This is a genomic window from Pseudomonas bharatica, from assembly GCF_048586865.1.
In the GTDB taxonomy this organism is placed as follows: Bacteria; Pseudomonadota; Gammaproteobacteria; order Pseudomonadales; family Pseudomonadaceae; genus Aquipseudomonas; species Aquipseudomonas bharatica.
The window spans coordinates 307,203-328,094 of the sequence record NZ_JBMAWR010000001.1; the positions used below are offsets into that span (position 1 = coordinate 307,203).

Genomic DNA, 20,892 nt, shown 5'->3' on the forward strand with positions numbered 1-20,892 from the left:
ATCACCCGCTCCCGGAGACCTTTTTTCTTCCGAGCACTGACGCTCAGCCTCAAAACACTGAAACGGACATCAGTTACAACACTATCAAGAGGGATGCTTGATGAAGCGCGCTCCTTGGCGTCGTGCACCCGCAAAACGGGTGTATGCCGACCCCTTCTGGGTATCGGTGATTTGCTTTTCGGGGCTGGTGATCGCCAGCTTCCTGGCATTCGAACAGCAGATCCTGGATTTCCTCACCCACCTCGAGACGTACCTCCCCGAGACGCCCGCGCAAAAAGCCAACCTGGCCCTGCTGCTGATCGCCCTGCTGGCGCTCGACGTGGTGCTGCCGGTGCCATCAAGCGTGGTGGCGTTGCTGGCCGTGGCCGCGCTGGGCGAAACCGGCGGTTACCTGGTGATTTTCCTCGGCCTGTGCCTCGGCGCCTGGCTGGGGTATGCCCTCGGCGCCGGGTATTTCCGCATGCTCGCGGGTCGCCTGGGGCTGCATCGTCGTCAGCCGGGGCAGCTTGGCCGCACGCTCGGCACCCTGTCGTTGATCTGCCTGCGCGGCGTCCCCGTCCTGGCGGAAACCTCGGTAGTGGCTGCCGGCATGCAGCGCTACCCGCTGCGCCGCTTCGTCCTGGTCACCACCCTGGCCAATGCCGGCCTGGCCTTGGCGTATGCCTTGGCATATAGCGCCGTGGGCAGCTTCCTGGCAGAGCAAAATGCGCTGCTGGTCACCCTGTGCGCCGGCATGGTCCTGCCCGGGCTGTTCATGGCCGGTCATGGCCTGGCGAAGAAACTGCGCGGGCAAGCCCAAGAGCACGCGCTGCGTGGGCGTTTCACCGTCAGCTACGACTACCCGGTGCTGTTCACCGATCACCTGTTCGCCCCGGGCAATGACTGCCTGCGCCAGCAGCTGACCGCCGGGCAGCATGGCCGGGTGACCGTGCTGATCTTTGCCGACCAACAACTGCTGCAATGCAACCCGCAGCTTGCGGGGCAGATCTCGAGCTGGTTCAGCGCCCGCAGCGCCGACCTGCACCTGAAGGCCGCGCCGATCAGCGTGGCCGCCGGCGAGCTGAGCAAGACCGACGAGGTAGTGCAACAGCTGTACGCCGACATGCTGCACCACGGCCTGGACCGTCATTGCTATGTGCTGGCCATGGGCGGTGGCGCCCTGCTGGATTCGGTGGGCTATGCCTGCGCAACCTTCCACCGCGGCATTCGCCTGATCCGCATCCCGACCACGGTGCTGGCGCAGAACGACGCCGGTATCGGGGTAAAGAACGGCATCAATGCCTTCGGCCAGAAAAACCTGCTGGGCGCCTTCTACCCGGCCAATGCGGTGATCAACGACTTCCAGTTGCTCACCAGCCTCGGCCGCCGCGACCAGCTCGCCGGCCTGGCCGAAGCGGTAAAGGTGGCGTTGATCAAGGACGGGACGTTTTTCCAGTGGATGGAGCAACAGGTAGACGAGCTCGCCCGCTTCGAGCCTGCCGCCAGCCGCCACGCCATTCGCCGCTGCGCCGAACTGCACCTGGCGCATATCACTGGCGCCGGCGATCCCTTCGAACGTGGCAATGGCCGCCCGCTCGACTACGGCCACTGGGCCGCGCACAAACTGGAAAAACTCGGCCAGCACCGCCTGCGCCATGGCGAAGCGGTAGCCGTGGGCATGGCCCTCGACGCGCTGTACGCCAATGCCCTTGGCCTGCTCGGCGATGCCGATAGCGAACGGATCATCAACCTGTTGCAACGGCTGGGTTTCGACCTGTGCCCGCCGGAACTGGGTTTGAAGGATGCGCAGGGGCGCTCCCTGGTGCTGCTGGGGCTGGAAGAGTTCCGCCAGCATCTGGGGGGGCGCCTGTCGATCCCCATGCTCGACCGCATCGGTGGCTGCATCGACCTGCATGAAATCGACGACCGCATCATGGAGCAGGCCTTGCTTCGGCTGTCCGTCCTTGGTGCATCGCCCTTCCACCTGCACGAGGGCTATGCGCAATGAGCCAGGCACCGAACCTCAAGGCCTGGATGACCCTCGGCAGGGTCTCCAACCTGCCCACGGTGTGGACCAATTGCCTGGCCGCTGCGCTCCTGGCCAGCAGCGCCGGCGCCCTGGCACCACCGTCAGCGCTGGTATGGATCCTGCTACTGGTGACCCTGTCGCTGTTGTACCTGGCCGGCATGCTATTGAACGACCTGCTGGATGCGGATTGGGATCGACAGCACAACAACCCGCGCCCGATCACCCTTGGCCTGGTCAGCCGCCAGCAGGTGCGCGTCGCCTCGTGGCTGCTGCTGGCCCTGGCCGGCACTTCGGCACTGGGCCTGAGCCGGTTGATCGAACAGCCTGGCTGGTTGCTGGGCAGCGTCACCCTGCTGGTCGGCTGCATCCTCGGCTACAACCTGTTGCATAAGAAATACGTGCACAGCGTCTGGCTGATGGGCGCCTGTCGCTCGGCACTGTACCTGTGCGCCGCAGCCAGCCTGGCGGTACTGCCCGAGCCCATCTGGCTCTGCGCGATCCTGCTGGGTGTCTACATCAGCGGCCTGACCTACCTGGCCAGCCAGGAGCACCGCAACCGCTTGGTCAGCCGCCTGCCCCTGCTGCTGATGCTCAGCCCGCTGGCCTTGGCGGTGTACGCCGAAACCCTGTGGTTCTGGCCCGTGTTGCTGCTTTGGCTCGGCTGGCTGGGCCGACACTACTGGCTGCACCTGGCCAACCCTCGGCGCCTCAAGGTCCGCGCCTTCATCGGTGCAGGCCTGGCAGCACTGCCGCTGTTCGACGCGCTGGTGATGGCGGTGGCCAACCAGCCCGTGGGCAGCCTGCTGTGCGTGCTGGTGTTCTTCCTGCTTCCTCGCCTGCAACGCTGGATCAAACCGACATGAGCATGGACGTGACCCTGCGCGACACCGGCCTGGCCGAATGGAACCAGGCCCTGACAGCGCTGCTCGACATCAGTGAGCAGCAATGGTGGCTGCAAGCGCGCAACCGCCTCGGGCAAACCGCGGACGCCAACGGCGCGGCGATGCTGAGCAGCCAGTGCAAGCGTCATCTGCGCCGCCAGGCAGTGCCCGGCGTCGAGGGCCGGGACTCGATCGAGCTGGCCCGTGCGCTGCTGCTGGCCCAGGTCAGCGGGGCCCATCCCGCGCACGCCCGGCCAGCCTTGCTGCAGCAGTTGTTCCTGTGGGGCGACGACGAGGAAAAAATCGCCCTGCTCAAGGCCCTGGACTGGCTCGATAGCCAGGGCGCCTGCGTGGACCTGGCCCTGCTGGCCGGACGCACCAGCAACCCGCGGGTATTCGCTGCTCTCGCCCTCGACAACCCCTACCCGTCCCGCCATTACCCCGAGCGTGCGTTCCAGCAATTGCTGCTCAAGGCCCTGGGCATGGGGCTCGACGCTGGCCGGGTGATCGGCATCGAGCAACGCCGCGGCGCCGAACTCAACCAGCTCGCCCTCGACCTGATGGACGAGCAACTGACCGCCAACCGTGCCGTGCCGGCCAGCCTGCCGCGGCTGATTGCCTTCCAATTGCTTGAACCGGCCCAGCGCCAGCGTCTGGCGGACCTGCACCGGCAAGGCCGCTTGCCGGCGGAGTGGCAGGCGCACTGCGCCGGGCCCTGAACAGCATTTACGCCATCGAACACCCGATCATTCCCCGCAGTAGATGAGGATTCAGCATGCCCAAGTATTTCGATCCACACATCCACATGGTCAGCCGTACCACCGACGACTACCAGAACATGGCGGCCGCCGGCATCACCGGAGTGATCGAGCCGGCCTTCTGGCAGGGCCAGGCCCGGACCAGCGTCGGAAGCTTCGCCGACTACTTCGATACCCTGGTGGGCTGGGAGCGCTTCCGCGCCAGCATGTTCGGCATCCACCACTTCTGCACCATCGGCATCAACCCCAAGGAAGCCAACAACCTGCAGCTGGCCCAGGAGGTGGTGAACATCCTGCCGCGCTACCTGGTGAAGGACGGCGTGGTGGCGGTTGGCGAGATCGGTTACGACGACATCACCCCCGAGGAGGACCGTTTCCTCGCCCTCCAGCTGGACCTGGCCAGGCAGTTCAAGCTGCCGGTGCTGGTGCATACCCCGCACCGCGACAAGATCGGCGGCACCAAGCGCACCCTGGCGGTGATCCGCGAAGTTGGCATCCCGGAGCACCTGGTGGTGATCGATCACCTCAACGAACTGACTCTGCCCCTGGTGCTAGACAGCGACTGCTGGCGCGGCCATTCAGTCTACCCCAACACCAAGATGTCCGAACAGCGCATGGTCGCGCTGCTCCAGCAATACGGGACCGACAAGATGATCGTCAACAGCGCCGCCGACTGGGGCGTGAGCGATCCGCTGAAGGTGCCGAAAACCGGCCAGGCCATGCGCGAAGCGGGCTTCAGCGAGGCCCAGGTGGAACAGGTGCTGTTCCATAACCCGGTGGATTTCTTCGCCCAGAGCGGCCAGCTGGACAAGACGCTGGTCAGCACGCCGCTGCCCATCGACCAGCGCAAGACCTGGCAGGATAACTCCGCCCTGCGCGGCCAGGACCCGGTGGTCAAATGAGCGCCGCCACGGGCTGGACGCCCAGCCAGGTCGGCTATTGCAGCAACGTGCACGCGACCCGGGACCTGGCCGGGCTGCGTGCTTCCATCGACCGGCACTTCCAGGCGGTACGCCGCCTGCGCGGACTGGACCATCAGGACAGCGGCCTGTGGATCTGCGCCCACGCCGCCGGCCAGTTGCAGGAAAAGGCGGCACGCCGCCAGTTCCTCGACCTGCTGGAAGAAACGGGCCTGCGCCTGACCTCGCTCAATGGCTTTCCCTACGGTGAATTCCATAAGGGTGCGGTAAAGGCCGCCGTCTACCTTCCCGACTGGTCCATGCCCGAACGCCTTGCCTACAGCCTGAACCTGGCGCGCATCCTGGCGCACGCCCTGCCGGCCGGGTGTGCCGAGGGGGTGATTTCCACCGTCCCCCTCGGCTACGCCGCCGGCTGGAGCCCGGCGCTGCAGCAACGTGCCGAAAACCAGCTGCGCCAGCTCACCGCCGGCCTGGCCCGCTTGCACGGGGAGACGGGAAAAAAGGTGGTGTTCTGCCTGGAAATGGAACCTGACTGCGTGCTGGAGAACACCGACCAGGCCATCGCCTTCTTCCGCCACTGGCAGTCCAGCGATCCGCACCATGGCTATCTGGCGCTGTGCTTCGACGTCTGCCACCAGGCCGTGATGTTCGAAGACTGCTACCGCTCGTTGCAACGGCTGCAACAGGCCGGCGTGCCGATCGGCAAGATCCAGCTGTCCAGCGCCATGATCTGCCGCCTGCCGGACCAGGACGCCCCGCACTTCAGGCAGGTGCACGACGTCCTTGCCGGTTTTTCCGAGGCCACCTACCTGCATCAGGTCAAGGCCCGCGACCACGACGGCCGGCTGGTGGCCTGGGCCGACCTGCCCGCCGCACTCGACGAGTGCGCCAGCCATCCAGGCCGCTATCGGGAATTGCGCATTCACTTTCACGTCCCGCTGTTCAGCGAGCAGCTGTTGCTGCCCGAACTGCGCGGCAGCCAGCACGCCCTGGGGCAGACCTTCGACTACCTGGCGGCCCACCCCGGCCTGCGTCCGGTACTCGAAGTGGAAACCTACAGCTGGGGTGTCCTGCCCGCGCAACTGCGGCCCACGGACGAACAGGCCCAACTGCGCGGTATCGGCGCCGAGCTGGACTGGGTTCAAGCCCAACTGCGCCAACGCCGCCTGCTGCAACAACCGCTGCATGAAGGACTTGCCGATGCCTGCCCGTAAACCCCTGCTGCTGATCAATGTGGTCGGTCTGACGCCCGCGCTGCTAGGGGCCAACACGCCGCATATCAACGCCCTGCTGAAAACCGCACGGATGGCCAGCCTGCAACCCTCCTTCCCGGCGGTGACCTCCACCGTGCAGGCCTCGATCCTGACCGGCGCAGCGCCGTCACAGCACGGCATCGTCGGCAACGGCTGGTACTTTCGCGAGCAGGCCGAGGTGCGCTTCTGGCTGCAGCCCAATGCGCTGATCCAGGGCGAGAAAGTCTGGGAAACCCTCAAGCGCGCGCTGCCCGGGTTCCGCTGCAGCCAGTTGTTCTGGTGGTACAACATGTACGCCGATGTCGATGCGTCGATCACTCCGCGTCCGCATTACCCGGCCGACGGGCGCAAGATCTTCGGCCTGTACTCGTCGCCGGCGGGGCTGCACGAACGCATCGAAGCGCAGATCGGCGAGTTCCCTTTCCCCGGTTTCTGGGGCCCGGCCGCGGGCATTGCATCGAGTCGCTGGATCGTCGATTGCGCCCTGCTGGAGTTCCAGCTCAACCGGCCCGACCTGCAACTGATCTACCTGCCGCACCTCGACTACAGCCTGCAGAAGGTCGGCCCCGAGCACCCGTCGATCGGCGCCGAAGTGCGGGCCATCGATCATGAGGTCGGGCGCTTGCTGGAATTCGCCCGCGACCAGGGCGCGGCGGTGATGCTGTTGTCCGAGTACGGCATCGAAGCGGTCGAGCGGTCGGTATCGATCAACCGCGTATTGCGCGAGGAAGGCCTGCTGCAGGTGCGCCAGTCGCTGACCTGGGAATTGCTCGATCCGGGCGCCAGCGCCGCCTTTGCCGTGGCCGATCACCAGATCGCCCATGTGTATGTCAGGCGGGCTGCGGACATTGCCCGGGTCAAGGCCCTGCTGGAGCGTCAACCCGGCATCGAGCAGGTGCTGGACAAACATGAGCAGCGCACCTGGCAACTGGACCACCCGCGCAGCGGCGAATTGGTGGCCGTCGCCGCGCCGGGATGCTGGTTCGATTACTACTACTGGTTCGACGACGCCCGGGCGCCGGACTTCGCCCGCACCGTGGATATCCACCGCAAGCCCGGCTACGACCCGGTGGAGCTGTTCGTCGATCCGGCCATTCGCTTCCCCAAATTGAAAGTGGCGCGCCGCCTGCTGCAGAAAAAGCTCGGCTTTCGCTACTACATGGACCTGATCCCGCTGGACACCGGACTGGTCCGCGGCAGTCATGGACGTCCGCCTGCCAGCGAGCAGGCCGGGCCGTTGCTCATCACCGATTGCGACGTGCCATTGCCGCGGAGTATGGCGGCAACGGCGGTCAAACCTCTGCTCCTTCGGCATTTCCTGGGGCAGAACCTTAACGACCTGGCCAATGCCAAGGAGCACATATGCGGCGAGCCATTTCAATAACCGTTCTCAGTACACTGGCCGGACTGGCCCAGGCTGATAACACCAACCCCTTCGATTGCAGCAATTTCCTCACCTTCAACGGCAATCAGGCCCAGGCCCTGGCACAGCTCAAAGCGAGCAAGGAAACTCTCAGCTGGAACTGGTTCAACTGCCTGAACCAGCCTGCCGCCAATGGCCTGGACCGGGTCTGGGAAACCCTAAAGCCGTCGGACCAGGTGTACCTGGCCAATGGCGCCAATCCTGGTGCCTACACGCTGGCGCCGCCGCCCCAGGCAGTGACGGAAGCGGCCGCCGGGATCCCGGGGATGAACACCCAGCGAGCCTTCCACAACCTCAATGCCATCCTGCAGGTCGATGGCCTGCCGCTGGAAATGGATGGCAAGACCGTGCCGGCGTCGCAACGCGGCAAACCGGTGCGCTTCCAGCTGCTGATGAGCGAATCCACCTTCGACTACATCGTGCAGAAAGGCGTCTACAACACGAACGGCCAGAGTGCCCTGACCGCCAACCTGGACTTCCCGGCCACGTCCTGGGAGGCAAAAGCGGGCTGGTTATGGATCGGCACCGATACCACCTACCAGAAGCAGCTGGAGGACGATGGCTACTACATCGCCCAGGCCTATTACCAGAACGACGACGGCAGCTACACGGTCGGCTATGCCGCGCTCAGCGCCCTGCACGTAATCAACAAGCTGGTTCCCCAGTGGGTCTGGACCACCTTCGAGAACGTCAACAACAGCAAATACACAGTCACCAACGCCATTCCGCCGAAGCCGATGACCAACAGCACCGGGCCGACCGCCGAGGCAGTGCCTGTCAACGCCCAATTCCAGCAGTGGTACGGCAACCTGTCGCGCTACGAACTGATCGGCACCCAGATCGATAGCAACCCGAAACTGCTGGCCAACTCGCAGCTGGAATCGGCGTTCCAGAGCCAGTCCTCGTGCTCCGCCTGCCACGGCACGGCGGCCTATTCCAAGGACGACGGCTACTTCAACTTCACGCTCAGCGGCCAGGATGGCAAGGACGGCATCGTCTACCCCACGGCGCCTTTGCCGGAGACGGCGTTCAAGGGCTACAACAAACTCGATTACGTCTGGTCGCTCAAGCGCGCCCAGTGGCAGCGTCCTTAAGGAGCACGACATGAGCGTATTGAACTTCCCCCGCATCTACTTCAAGGGCCACATGTTCTGGAGCCCACCCACGGGCAACAACAACGACGTGCTGCCGCTGTACGACGCCGTGAACATGAAGATGAACTGGGACTTCCTCAGCCAGTACCAGATCACCCCGGAAAACGCCGCAGAGAAGCTGATTCCCTGGATGATCCAGTACCAGCAGTTGTCCAGCGCACCGAAGGCGGTCATCCAGGCGCCGCCGAATGCCGGTGGGGACGGAATCGTGCCCGCCGAGTGGAACTTCTTCGGCGACAACGCCTGCGGCACGGTGTCGTACAAGGACACCGTCTCCACCATCATCGGTGGCGAAGGCCCCGGCGGCGGCTATATCGACAACGACCCGCTGATAAACCAGCCCTACAACCTGTACGGCAACCCATTCGGCAGCGACACCCCGACACCAGCCCGCTTCGTCGATGTCAGCCCCTGGCAGAACACCTTCACCGCGCTGTACTTCGACCGCCTGGAGCTGGGCAACGCTGCCTGCGGCCTGACCGCCACCCGGCAGTACCGCATGCTCGATCGCTTCCTCAACTTCAACTGGGCCGCCTTCAAAGGTTTGCTCACGGTGACCGCCACCTGGCAAACCTGCTTCCCGAAAGCCAACCTGCAATGGCGGCTCGGCGACTCGGTACTGCTGAAGAACCTCCATGACCAGTTGGACCAGCCAGGCGTGCAAGGCCTTATGTTCCGCTTCTGCAGCTACCTGACCGCCTACGACTACAATGGCGTGTTCAACGACCAGCCACCGGTGAGTGCGTCAAAAGACCCGGCGAAGCTGCAACGGATGTACCAGGCGGCGCTCGACAACCCCATCGATATTTTCTTCAACCCGGCCTATGGCTGCACTTCGGGGGTGCTGGGGCTGTGGCACGACGGCGAGTACCCTACGGCTCCCGACGGCCAGCGCCTGGTGGCGAAGACCGCGGTGGCGGTTCCGCTCTCCTACAACCAGAAGCCCAAGGCGGTAGAACTGGGCGTGATCTCGGCGCTGGTCCATGACAACCGGCTGTCGCTGGACCTGATGAACAGCTTCCCGTTCATCCAGGGCCCCGCCAAGCCGGGCATCGACCCGCTGATTCCACAACCGCTGAAACTGGACCTGGGCGCGTTCGATATCGGTACCACCCAGGGCGACACCTTCGTTCCGCTCGTGCCGCCGCTTTCGTTCGACTACACGAAGTATCAACAGGACGCGTTCGATCACCAGTCCGGCCTGCTCGACCTGCCCCTTACGCCAGCCCAGGTGACCCAGCTGACCGGGGACAATCCGCTGGCGCTGCGCAAACAGGGCGACCAGGTGCCGACGTCGGTCCAGCAGCCCTGGACCGCCGAAGTGATCGAAAGCGGCAGTTTCCTTGACGTCGGCCAGACCAAGGAGCTGAAGATCATGGTGCAGAAGAACGGCAAGCCCGCGGCGAACCTCGACCTGCTGGTGGCGCAATACAACAACCTCTACCTGCTGGGAACCTCCAGCTACTACCTCGGTACCCGCAACAATCCGAATTTCGTCCTGTTCTACGACCATACGGACGACGGTTCGCAAGAGCAGAACAAGGAGAACCTTCCGCAGTTCACCGATTCGGCCGAGGTCACCACCCAGGCAACCGAAGGCGCGGGGCGCAGGCTGGTGGCATTCGTCACCGAAGAGCCGGACACGCCTGGGACGCCCGTGTTCTATCAGGACTATCGCAAGACCTGTGTCGGGGTAAACGTGGGCGCCTGCCTGCGCTTCGAGAACCGCGAGCCATCGGCGATCCGCTATCTCAAGCCCGAAGCCGGGCTCAAGCCCGACAGCCAACTGGTGGAGTACGACTACAAGCGCATCACCACCGACGCCAACGGCATCGCCACCGTGACCGTCACCGGGGTGACCCCGGGCTTTCCCACCTTGCGTTTCTACCCCGACGAGGACGGCACGGCCGACATCCTCTTCAGCTTCGACTACCTGAGCGCCTATGTGGACTTCCTCGCGCCGATACGGGTCCTGCCCAGCGAGGACGACCTCAAGCAGCGCTTCGTCGACAAGTGGAACGAGGTCTACCAGCAACAGGATGCGGCCCAGGTGATCTGGGACAGCTTTATCTACCCGGAGATCTTCCAGATCTACTACTACCTGTACCCGATCATGAACAAATACATGCCGCTCAATAACCTGAAGCGGATCGAGGGCGCGATAGGCCAGCTGATACGCCTGATCAGCAAGCCATACCAGGAAGAAAGCACCCTGGCCATGCCCATCACCCGCGACATGCCGCAAGGTCGTCGCTCGGTGCTGGAGCTCTGGGCGCAGAAGCTGGTGCAGCGCAACTACCCGCCGGTCAAGCTGAGCATGGCCGACTACGACACACTCAACGTCAACTGACAGGCTGCGCCGGGTGACCGTGATGTCGCCCGGCGTTTTTCCTCGATGAGGCACCGCATTGCAGGGATGACCCATGCCATTGCCCATTCATATAGCGCAACACCTGCGCGAAACCCTTCGCCCGTCCACCCTTGTCGCCAGCGGCCTGCTTAACCCCCGCGGCGTCCATCTCGCCGAGGACGGCAGCCTGCTGCTGGTCGAAGCCGGCAGCGGCCAGCCGGGCGACCCCTTCACCGGGCGGATCAGCCGCCTGCCAGCCGAGGCCGGCAAACCAGGCGCCTGGCTGCCGCCCCGGCCCCTGGCCGAGGGCTTCCGCGCCATGAACATGCAGGCGCGCATGCTGCGCGACGAAATCATGGGGCTGTCCGATATCGCCTGCGGCGAGGGCCGCTGCCTGGTCAGCCAGACCGACTACGTGGCCGGTTCCAGATTGCTTGATCTGCAGTACAGCCCCCCGGAGCCGGTGTGCCACAGCCAGGGCAACCTCAATGCCCTGTGCTACCACCCGACCCTGCGCAGCTGGCTGGCGGTCAAGCCCGATACCAACGAGCTGGTGGCGTTCCGGCCGGGAGAGCAAGAGCAGGTGCTGGTGCATCTGCCGGACCTTGCCCAGGGCCAGGAAGCCGTCCCGGTCACCCTGGTCCACGAGCCGGCGACCGACGCCGTGCTGATCAGCCTGTTCTCCGGTGAGCTGCATGCCACGCCCGAACGCAAGGGCGTGGACTTCGCCGACAGGGCCGGCCAGGTGATCCGGGTATGGCCGGACAGCGGCAGGATCGAGGTGCTGATCGATGGCCTGCAACTGCCCACCGGGCTGGCCCTGGACACGCAAGGCAACCTGCTGGTGCTGGAACTCTGCGAGAGCCTGCAGCAACCGCTGACCGCCGCCTGGAACGGCGAGGCGCTGCATGGCGGCTTTTCCCGCTTCAGCGGGCGGCTGCTGCACTGCGACCTGGGCAGCGGTGAGGTCAGCGTGCTGGCCCGCGGCCTGGATACGCCGTCCAACCTGTGCCTGGTGCCGGGTGGAGTGGTCGTCAGCGAAGGCATGGGCCTGCAGGGCCGGCCATTGCCTACACCGGACGGCGCCGTGGTACCGCTGGAAGGCCGCTTGCGCCTGGTACAGCTCTGAACCAGGCGGATCCTGTGGCAGCCGCCAAGGAACGCCGATTCCTTGACCTGCCACAACCCTTCGGCAGATAGGCCACGCCCGGCCTTGCCATCTGCGCCGTCCTGGACTTTTCTCAATCCCTCAACCAGGAGGTGACCCATGGCAACCATGAAAGCAGCCGTTTTCGTAGAGCCCGGCCGGATCGAGCTGACGGACAAACCCATACCGCAGGTCGGCCCTACCGATGCGCTGATCCGCATCACCACCACGACCATCTGCGGCACCGACGTGCATATCCTCAAGGGCGAATACCCCATTGCCCGCGGCCTGACCGTGGGTCATGAGCCGGTCGGGGTAATCGAGAAACTGGGCAGCGCAGTCAAGGGTTACAAGGAGGGCCAGCGGGTGATCGCCGGGGCGATCTGTCCCAACTTCAACTCCTACGCCGCCCAGGATGGCGTGGCCTCCCAGGACGGCAGCTACCTGCAGGAGTCCGGTCGCTGCGAATGCCATGGCTACAAGGCCACCGCCGGCTGGCGCTTCGGCAACCTCATCGACGGCACCCAGGCCGAGTACGTGCTGGTGCCGGACGCCGAGGGCAACCTGGCGCCCATTCCCGACGGGCTGAGCGACGAACAGGTGCTGATGTGCCCGGACATCATGTCCACCGGCTTCAAGGGCGCGGAGAATGCCAACATCCGCATCGGCGATACCGTGGTGATCTTCGCCCAGGGCCCCATCGGCCTGTGTGCCACCGCCGGCGCACGCCTGCTCGGGGCCTCGACCATCATCGCGGTGGACGGCAACGACCACCGCCTGGGCATTTCCCGCAACATGGGCGCCGATATCACCCTGAACTTCAACCAGTGCGATGTGATCGACGAGGTGATGAAGCTGACCCGCGGCCGCGGCGCCGACTCGTCCATCGAGTGCCTGGGCCTGCCGAGCACCTTCGAACAGGCCATGAAGGTGCTCAAGCCCGGCGGTACGCTGTCCAGCCTGGGCGTGTATTCCAGCGACGTGAAGATTCCGCTGGGCGCGTTCGCCGCCGGCCTGGGCGATCATCGCATCAACACCGCGCTCTGCCCGGGCGGCAAGGAGCGCATGCGTCGGCTGATGAGCGTGATCGCCTCCAATCGCGCGGATTTCGGGGCACTGGTCACCCATCACTACGCACTGGGCGATATCGTCGAAGCCTACGACCTGTTCGCCCATCAGCGCGATGGCGTACTGAAGATCGCCATCAAGCCCTGAGCCCCCGGCCATACACTTCCTGGCCCGGGCATCCGGGCCAGCATCCAACACAAAAAACCACTTCGTTGACGGAATTTTCACTGTCGTCCGCATAGCGTGAGCCACCCGCTCATTCCGGCGACAGCCAAAGGTTCAACGAGGTACCCGTGTCCGCTACTCCTGCCCCTGTTTCCAAAGCGCCACTGAAATGGTCCGGCCTGCTCTGGCCTTTGCTGTTTTTCTGGTATTTCTCGGGAATCACCCAGGTCCTGCTGTTTGCCAGCGGCACCACCGGGTTCGCCGGCTTGCGCGATGCCTTCTTCCTCAGCAGCCTGTGGCTGGTGCCGCTGCTGCTGATGCCGCGCCTGGCCCGCGGCACCAGCGCGGTGATCGGCGTGGTGCTGTGGGCCGCGTCGCTGGTCGGCCTGACCTATTACGGGATCTACCGCCAGGAATTCTCGCAGAGCGTGATCTTCGTCATGTTCGAATCGAACACGGCGGAGGCCGGCGAATACTTCAGCCAGTACTTCACCATCTGGCTGGCGTTCGCCCTGCTGCTCTATACCCTGGTGGCGGTATGGCTGTGGAAACGCATCCGTCCGTTCAGCCTGCCGCTCGGCAGCCGGCTGCCGCTGGTCGTGCTGTTGCTGGCGGGCAACCTGGTGTACCCGTTCTACAAGCAGATGGTCACCCAGCAGCGCAACTTCGCCGATGCCCTGGAGAAGGTCGAGCAGCGCATGGAGCCGGCCGTGCCCTGGCAATTGCTGGTCGGCTACCGGCAGTACCGCCAGCAGCTGGACAACATGCAGGCGCTGCTGGAACAGAACGCCGCCTTGCCGCCGGTACAGGGGCTGCAGGACAGCAGTGGCGACAAACCCCGCACCCTGGTGCTGGTGCTCGGTGAGTCCACCACTCGCCAGCATATGCACCTGTATGGCTACAACCGCGACACCACGCCCAACCTGGATGCCCTGGCGGCCAGCGACAAGGGCCTGACGGTATTCCGCAACGTGGTGTCGCCGCGGCCCTACACCATCGAGGTGATGCAGCAGATCCTGACCTTCGGCGACGAGCAGAACCCGGATCGCTTCCTTACCGACCCGTCGTTGATCAACCTGATGAAACAGGCGGGCTACAAGACCTTCTGGATCACCAACCAGCAGACCATGAGCAAGCGCAACACCATGCTCACCACCTTCTCCCAGCAGACCGACGAGCCGGTGTACCTGAACAACCAGCGCAACCAGAACGCCGCGCAGTACGACGATGTGGTCTTCGCTCCGTTCGAAAAGGCCCTGCAGGACCCGGCGCCGAACAAGTTCATCATCGTCCACCTGCTGGGCACCCATATGGACTACGAGTACCGCTATCCGCCCGAGTACCGCAAGTTCAACGACCGCCAGGGCGTGCCGGCCCAGTTGTCCAGCAGCCAGGTGGACACCTACAACGAGTATGACAATGCGGTGCTGTACAACGACTTCGTGGTGTCCGATTTGATCAAGCGCTACTCGGCGAGCACGCCCAACGGTTTCCTGCTGTACCTCTCCGACCATGGCGAGGATGTCTACAGCTCGGGCGACCATGATCGCCTCGGGCGCAACGAAGCGGCCCCGACCCGGCCGATGTACACCATTCCGTTCATCCTCTGGACCTCGCCAAGCTGGCAGGCAGCCCATCCCCGCGATCTCCAGGCGATGGCCAACAACGCCTACAGCAGCTCGCACCTGATCCACACCCTGTCGGACCTGGCCGGCCTGAGCTACGACCGCTTCGAACCGGCCAAGAGCGTGGCCAGCACGCAGTTCATCAGGGCGCCGCGCTGGATCGGCGACCCCTATCACAAGGGTGCGCTGCACGAGTTCGATCTGTTGCCAACGGACGGGCTGGGCGAGGTACAGGAAACTGCGGGCAATCCCTGAGGCGATAAAGCTTCGCGCACAAGCCAGTTTTGCTCACCGCCCACTACACAGGCTTCACGTATTCGCGTAATAGTAACTGGCCATATCCCGGCCCCTGCTGCTCAACCACGGAAGATCAGAGCCCATGCCTATCGATTCGGACTATGCCCATCGGGTGATCGCCGCCTATGCCGCCAGCCCGGCAAGGATGGGCGCGTTTCCACTGCCGGACCTCGACACCGTATATGCCGCAGAGACGCTCAAGGATCACCTGGTCGGCAGCCCTTACAGCCATGCCGTGGAAGTCGCCCGGATCAATAACGGGATCCGCGACCTGTATGTGTTCGCCAACTCCGGTGCGCCCGGGGTGCTGAACGTCGATGTGGAAGGCGCCACCAGCCAGTTGCGCCGGGTACTCGGGCCCTTGGCATCCTTTGCCCAGATCCGCCGTGACTACTCCTTCTACGAACCCCAGCATCGCGATGTGGCGGCCCTGCTGGGCACGGTCCGCGCCGGCTTCAATACCCAGGTACACCCCGCCTTGCTCGTGCGCCTGGCCGATGTACAAGGGGCTATCGCCAATTTCACGACACTGGTCAACGAACTGGGCCATGGCCCCGGAGCGCTGCCCCCGCGGCCGGACCCGACTGTCCCGGGACTGAATCCGCGGGCCCAGGCCTCGATCCAGGCGTCCCAGGACCGCATCGTCAACCGCGGGCTGGCATCCACGGGAAACAACGGCGATATCCTGCGTGCGCAATTTCTCGACCACGCACAGATCGCCAGCCTCGCGGCACGGGCCGCCACTGCACGAAGCAGCGGCCAGGCCACAGGCGCGCAAAAGGACTGCCTGAAGGTGATGCTGGCCGCGGCCTTGGCCCTGCGCCTGCGCTTGATCGAACCGGGTGACGTCGCCGCCGTGTCCCAGGCCTTCGATAACTTCATCCCGACCCTGAGAAGGCTGCCGATGTATCCCTTCCTGGGGCGGATCGCCGACCTGGTCGCGGCCCTGATCGTGCCTGCCACGCCCTTGCCGGCCGCCGCACTGGACCATGCAGCGTTCCAGGCCACTGCCGCCGAGGTCCTGCGGGTTGCAGGTCAATCGCGCTTCTGTGCCGAGCCACGGGTATTCAGCGCGGTCGGCAGCCAGGCGGAGTTCAACGGCTCGCTGGTCAGCCAGATCTGCTTCTGGTATGGCGGCGCGGGCAATGTGGCGAATCCGGTGGAATATCAGGTCATCGGCCCGCAAGCCACGCCCGCCAACGCCGCCGCATCCGGCAGCTACATGTGGGCCTGCTCGTCCTGCTGCAACCGATCGGCGCAGATGGTCGGGCCACTGCAACGGCTGGCGATGCCGCGACGAGCGCGGGAGGTCTGAGGCCGACGCCCTGGAGTACAACTGTGCTCCAGGGCTATTTCACGACCGTCCGCGCTTCTCGACTTCGGCCAGCCGCTCCTCGATTTCCCGCGCCTCGTCCTGCTTTTCCTTGATCGAAACCGGGGTGATGAGTTTGTCCACCGCTTCGGTACGCGGGTCCGGCTGCTGCAGCACCGGGCCAGGCGACGTTGCGCCTTTTTGTGCATTTTCCGAAGACAGCGGTTGCGGCGTTTTGTCGGACTGCCTGGAATCGTCGTGGGTCATGACCATCTCCTGATCAACGGGGTGTGTTTCAGAAGAGTCGCGCGCGAGTGAAAAAGTTTGATTGCATGGCCGCTGGGGCGTTTTAGGTGGCGACCCCGTGTCGCCTGTCGAGAGAGCGCATGATGACCACCAGGCGCATGCCGATAGATCTTCAGCGTCCTCAAGATCGAGCGCCGCCCGCGCGGCGCATCGCCGGCAACGCCGGCTCCCACATTTTGCAACGTACCTATGCCTGACAGGCCATAGTGATCGCCTTGCTTGTACGACGCGATACCCTGTCGAACCCAACAATCTCCTGCGGTAGATCGCCGAACATCCAAAGGCTGGCAGCGCAGATTTCGCAGGCCATGGCACGTTGCAACAAGTGGGAGCCGGCGTTGCCGGCGATGCGCCGCGCGGGCGGCGCTCGATCTCAAGGGCGCTGGAAACGTCATGACAAGCACCTGTCAGCCCTGATGCGATCTACTGACAGGCCTTCTGACCTCAAAGGTGTAGATACCCATGCAGGGATGAGGCCCGCACTGGCACTTCGATCACCGCACCTTCTGCTTATGCCGCTCCTTCATCTCCTGCCGTTCCTTGGCCTCCACCGACAACGACGCCGTCGGGCGCAGCAGCAGGCGCTTCAGGCCGATCGGCTCACCCGTTTCCGCGCACCAGCCATATTCGCCACGAGCCAGGCGCTCCAGCGCTTCGTCGATCTTGTCCAGCAGCTTCTTTTCCCGCTCCAGCACCCGCAACTGCCAGTGCCGGGCTTCCTCGGTGCTGCCGATGTCGGCCGGGTCGGAGTTGATCTCGTGGTTCTTGAGGGATTCGAACTGCTCGGAGATCCGCTCCTGCAAGCCCTGCCGTTCGTTCAGCAGCAGAGTGTGGAAGTACGCCAGTTGGCTGGCGTTCATATAGGCCTCTTCAGGCTGTTGCAGCAGTTCTTCTTCGGTCATGTTCATTTCCTGAAACTCAGCGGTAGTCCTTGGCAGCCCTCGACCAGCCGCCCTTGGTGCCAGGCCAGTTGCCCGGAAACCAGGGTGGTGCTGATGCGATGGCGGAAGGCGTGGTTCTGGAACGGTGTCCATTGGCAGTGGGACAGCAGCGGATCGAGCGATACCGGCCTGGCGTGCGCCAGCGCCTCTACCAGCACCAGGTCGGCCCAGTAACCCTCGCGGACATAACCGCGGTCCTGGATGCCGAACAACCCGGCCACCGCATGGCTGGTCTTCTGCACCAGCCGGGTCAGCGGCAATACGCCGTCGGCGACCAGTTCCAGCAGCGCCGGCAAGGCGTGCTGGACCAGAGGCAGGCCGGAAGGTGCCTGGGCATAGGGGCGGGATTTTTCTTCGAGGGTGTGCGGCGCATGGTCGGTGCCGATAACGTCGAGGCGATCGCACAACAGCGCCTGGCGCAGGGCATCACGATCGGTGCGGGCCTTGATCGCCGGGTTGCATTTGATCAGGTTGCCGAGGCTTGCGTAGTCACGCTCGTCGAACAGCAGATGGTGCGCGCAGACCTCGGCGGTGATGCGCTTGCCCGCCAGCGGACCGGGCTCGAACAGCGCCAGCTCGCGCGCGGAAGTAAGGTGCAGGACGTGCAGACGGGTGTCGAAACGCCTGGCCAGTTCCACCGCCAGCGACGAGGAGCGGTAGCAGGCTTCGGCGTCACGGATCACCGGGTGCACCTGTGGGCCGATGGCGTCACCGTACAACTCGCGCAAAACGGCCTCGTTGGCGAGAATCGACGGGGTATGTTCGCAGTGGGCCAGGAGGATGGTGGGAACGCAGGCGAACAGACGCTCGAGCACGTCCGGGTCATCCACCAGCATGTCGCCGGTAGACGCCCCCATGAACACCTTGACCCCGGCCACCTCGCGCGGATCGAGGGCGGCGACCACATCGAGGTTGTCCTTGCTGACGCCGAAGTGAAAGGCGAAATTGGCCACCGAACTGCGCGCCGCACGCTGTTTCTTGTCCGCCAGGGCCTCCAGGGACAACGTCGCCGGATGGGTATTGGGCATATCCATGAAGCTGGTGATGCCCCCGGCCACCGCCGCCCGCGACTCGCTGTGAATGCTGCCCTTGTGCGGCGCGCCGGGTTCGCGGAAATGCACCTGGTCATCGATCATCCCGGGCAACAACCATTGGCCCCGGGCATCGATTTCCACTGCGGCGCACTGCTGGTGGATGATCCCGGCGATCTTTTCGATGCGGCCATGGGCGACCAGGATGTCGGCGCAGAATGTGCTGCCTTCGTTCACGACGTTGGCATTGCGGATCAGGATTCGGCTCATGATGCAGCTCGGGACTCGGTGAAAACGTTACGTTATAACACTCCGAATAATGCAACGTCGAGCCGCGTCGGCAAACCACAAAGCCGCCGGAAAAAACCATTAAAGATTCCTTCACCCAGACGACGGCATTCCTCATCTACGCTCACCTCATTTCTCGCCCGGAAATCCGCCCATGGATATGGACTGGCATCAAGCCCTGCAAGAGAGCCTGCGCTGGCTCGCCCTCACCTCCCTGATCACCCTGCTCAGCCTGGCCATCTGCGCGCGGCTGGCCGTGCGCTTTACCCGCTGGGGCCAGCAGTTCTGGCAGATCGCCGGCCCCTGGCTGAGCCCGAAACACAGTTGGCGGCCATTGCTCGCGTTTGCCCTGCTGCTGTTGCTGACCCTGTTCGCGGTTCGCCTGAATGTGCTGTTTTCCTTCTGGTACAACGGTTTCTACAGTGCCCTCCAGGGCCTGGACCAGGCGGCGTTCTGGTACCTGCTGGGGGTGTTTGCGGTGCTGGCGACCATCCATGTACTGCGCGCCCTGTTCACCTACTACGTGACCCAGGCCTTCAGCATCCGCTGGCGCACCTGGCTGACCGAACGCTTGACCAGCGACTGGATGGCCGGCGATGCCTATTACCGCGGACAGTTCCTGGAAAACCCGGTCGACAACCCGGACCAGCGTATCGAACTGGACGTGAATGCCTTCGTCACCGGCTCCGTGACCCTGTGCCTTGGCGCAGTCAGTGCGCTGGTGTCGCTGGTGGCCTTCACCGCGATTCTCTGGGGGCTGTCGGCACCGCTGATGGTGGCCGGGGTGGAGATTCCCAGGGCCATGGTCTTCGCCGTATACCTCTATGTGCTGATAGCCACCTGGATCGCCTTCAGGCTGGGCAAGCCGCTGATCCGCCTGAACTTCCTCAACGAAAAACTCACCGCGAACTTCCGCTACGCGCTGATGCGCCTGCGTGAGTACGCGGAGAACGTGGCCTTTTACCAGGGCTCGCGAATCGAACGGGACACCTTGCTCGGGCGTTTCTCGGCCTTGATCCTCAACGTCTGGGCGCTGGTGTACCGGAGCCTGAAATTCGACGGTTTCAACCTGGCCGTGAGCCAGGTCGCGGTGGTGTTCCCCTTCATTCTCCAGGCGCCACGCTTCTTCAGCGGTGCGATCAAGCTGGGGGATGTGATGCAGACTTCCCAGGCCTTCGGCCAGGTGCAGGATTCGCTGTCGTTCTTCCGTTCTTCCTACGACACCTTCGCCCAGTACCGCGCGACCCTCGATCGCCTTACCGGCTTCATGGATGCCAACCAGCAGGCCCGGGAATTGCCGCGGGTCGAGCGGATCGCGGATGCGCAGGTGCTGGATATCCGTGGCATGCAGGTGTCACGTCCGGATGGACAGACGTTGCTGGGCGATTTCCACCTGAGCCTGACGCCCGGGCAATCGCTGCTGATCAAGGGGCCGTCGGGTTGCGGCAAGACCACCCTGCTGCGCGCCATTGCCGGGCTGTGGCCCTATGCCGAGGGCGAGGTACGTTGCCCGGGTGGCGAATCGGCGCTGTTCCTGTCGCAGCGGCCATACCTGCCGCTGGGGATGCTGCGCACGGCGGTGGCCTATCCGGCGCCGGACCTGCCGGGCGATGACAAGCGTCTGGTCCAGGCCCTGCGCGAGGTCAATCTCGGGCACCTGACGGACAAGCTGGACGTCAGCAGTGACTGGGGGCGGATCCTGTCGATCGGCGAGCAACAGCGCCTGGCCTTTGCCCGGGTACTGGTGAACCAACCGAAGATCCTGTTCCTCGACGAGTCCACCTCGGCGATGGACGAGGGGCTGGAACATGGGCTGTACGAACTGATGCGCGAGCGGATGAAGGACAGCATCCTGGTCAGCGTGGGGCACCGGGCGACCTTGGCGGTGTTCCATAGCCATCATCTGCTGCTGGACGGAAAAGGTGGGTGGAACCTGGTTGAACGCTAAGGAGTACATTCGTACTC

The 20,892-nt window shown here is 64.3% G+C and carries 16 protein-coding genes; 13 read left to right on the forward strand and 3 right to left on the reverse strand.

What is annotated here, in order from left to right:
* Nucleotides 1–100: 100 nt before the first annotated feature.
* The 12 genes from ACKLLE_RS01360 (at nt 101) to ACKLLE_RS01415 (ending at nt 16,364) form a co-directional block, all read left to right on the forward strand.
* Entirely contained in the window at nt 101–1,987 is a 1,887-nt protein-coding gene (locus ACKLLE_RS01360) for a 3-dehydroquinate synthase (RefSeq protein WP_420056512.1), read from the forward strand.
* Nucleotides 1,984–2,871, forward strand: coding sequence for a UbiA family prenyltransferase (locus tag ACKLLE_RS01365; RefSeq protein ID WP_420056513.1), 888 nt, complete (start codon nt 1,984–1,986; stop codon nt 2,869–2,871). Before ACKLLE_RS01360 ends, ACKLLE_RS01365 begins: the two co-directional genes overlap by 4 nt.
* On the forward strand, nt 2,868–3,608 hold the full coding sequence (locus ACKLLE_RS01370; protein ID WP_420056514.1) for an EboA domain-containing protein: 741 nt from the start codon (nt 2,868–2,870) through the stop codon (nt 3,606–3,608). The genes ACKLLE_RS01365 and ACKLLE_RS01370 overlap by 4 nt, the downstream gene beginning before the upstream one ends.
* 56 nt (nt 3,609–3,664) lie before the next feature.
* Nucleotides 3,665–4,549 carry a TatD family hydrolase gene (locus ACKLLE_RS01375; RefSeq protein ID WP_009405369.1) on the forward strand — a complete coding sequence of 295 codons (885 nt, stop codon included), beginning with the start codon at nt 3,665–3,667 and terminating at the stop codon, nt 4,547–4,549.
* Nucleotides 4,546–5,781 (forward strand): metabolite traffic protein EboE, encoded by a 1,236-nt coding sequence (gene eboE, locus ACKLLE_RS01380; RefSeq protein WP_420056515.1) that lies wholly within the window; start codon nt 4,546–4,548, stop codon nt 5,779–5,781. The genes ACKLLE_RS01375 and eboE overlap by 4 nt, the downstream gene beginning before the upstream one ends.
* Entirely contained in the window at nt 5,768–7,204 is a 1,437-nt protein-coding gene (locus ACKLLE_RS01385) for an alkaline phosphatase family protein (RefSeq protein ID WP_420056516.1), read from the forward strand. The genes eboE and ACKLLE_RS01385 overlap by 14 nt, the downstream gene beginning before the upstream one ends.
* Nucleotides 7,183–8,337, forward strand: a complete 1,155-nt coding sequence (locus ACKLLE_RS01390; RefSeq protein WP_420056517.1) for a hypothetical protein — start codon at nt 7,183–7,185, stop codon at nt 8,335–8,337. Before ACKLLE_RS01385 ends, ACKLLE_RS01390 begins: the two co-directional genes overlap by 22 nt.
* A gap of 10 nt (nt 8,338–8,347) precedes the next feature.
* On the forward strand, nt 8,348–10,747 hold the full coding sequence (locus ACKLLE_RS01395) for a hypothetical protein (RefSeq protein WP_420056518.1): 2,400 nt from the start codon (nt 8,348–8,350) through the stop codon (nt 10,745–10,747).
* 73 nt (nt 10,748–10,820) lie between these two features.
* On the forward strand, nt 10,821–11,876 hold the full coding sequence (locus tag ACKLLE_RS01400) for a hypothetical protein (RefSeq protein WP_420056519.1): 1,056 nt from the start codon (nt 10,821–10,823) through the stop codon (nt 11,874–11,876).
* 138 nt (nt 11,877–12,014) lie between these two features.
* The gene (locus ACKLLE_RS01405) at nt 12,015–13,109 is read left to right on the forward strand and encodes an NAD(P)-dependent alcohol dehydrogenase (protein WP_279898614.1); all 1,095 of its coding nucleotides are present in this window, start codon (nt 12,015–12,017) and stop codon (nt 13,107–13,109) included.
* Nucleotides 13,110–13,255: 146 nt separating this feature from the next.
* Nucleotides 13,256–15,007 carry a phosphoethanolamine transferase CptA gene (locus ACKLLE_RS01410; RefSeq protein ID WP_420056520.1) on the forward strand — a complete coding sequence of 584 codons (1,752 nt, stop codon included), beginning with the start codon at nt 13,256–13,258 and terminating at the stop codon, nt 15,005–15,007.
* 124 nt (nt 15,008–15,131) lie between these two features.
* Nucleotides 15,132–16,364, forward strand: a complete 1,233-nt coding sequence (locus ACKLLE_RS01415) for a hypothetical protein (RefSeq protein WP_009405358.1) — start codon at nt 15,132–15,134, stop codon at nt 16,362–16,364.
* Between the two features lie 39 nt (nt 16,365–16,403).
* Here the strand turns inward: ACKLLE_RS01415 and ACKLLE_RS01420 are convergent, their stop codons facing one another.
* The 3 genes from ACKLLE_RS01420 to ACKLLE_RS01430 all read right to left on the reverse strand — a co-directional run bounded on the left by ACKLLE_RS01420 (nt 16,404) and on the right by ACKLLE_RS01430 (nt 18,909).
* Nucleotides 16,404–16,628 carry a hypothetical protein gene (locus ACKLLE_RS01420; RefSeq protein WP_279898623.1) on the reverse strand — a complete coding sequence of 75 codons (225 nt, stop codon included), beginning with the start codon at nt 16,626–16,628 and terminating at the stop codon, nt 16,404–16,406.
* 533 nt (nt 16,629–17,161) lie between these two features.
* Nucleotides 17,162–17,569 carry an RNA polymerase-binding protein DksA gene (gene dksA, locus ACKLLE_RS01425; RefSeq protein WP_420056521.1) on the reverse strand — a complete coding sequence of 136 codons (408 nt, stop codon included), beginning with the start codon at nt 17,567–17,569 and terminating at the stop codon, nt 17,162–17,164.
* Between the two features lie 2 nt (nt 17,570–17,571).
* Nucleotides 17,572–18,909 carry a dihydroorotase gene (locus ACKLLE_RS01430; protein WP_420056522.1) on the reverse strand — a complete coding sequence of 446 codons (1,338 nt, stop codon included), beginning with the start codon at nt 18,907–18,909 and terminating at the stop codon, nt 17,572–17,574.
* Between the two features lie 172 nt (nt 18,910–19,081).
* On the opposite strand from ACKLLE_RS01430, the gene ACKLLE_RS01435 reads away from it, so the two are divergent.
* Nucleotides 19,082–20,875, forward strand: coding sequence for an ABC transporter ATP-binding protein/permease (locus ACKLLE_RS01435; protein WP_420056523.1), 1,794 nt, complete (start codon nt 19,082–19,084; stop codon nt 20,873–20,875).
* Nucleotides 20,876–20,892: the final 17 nt, after the last annotated feature.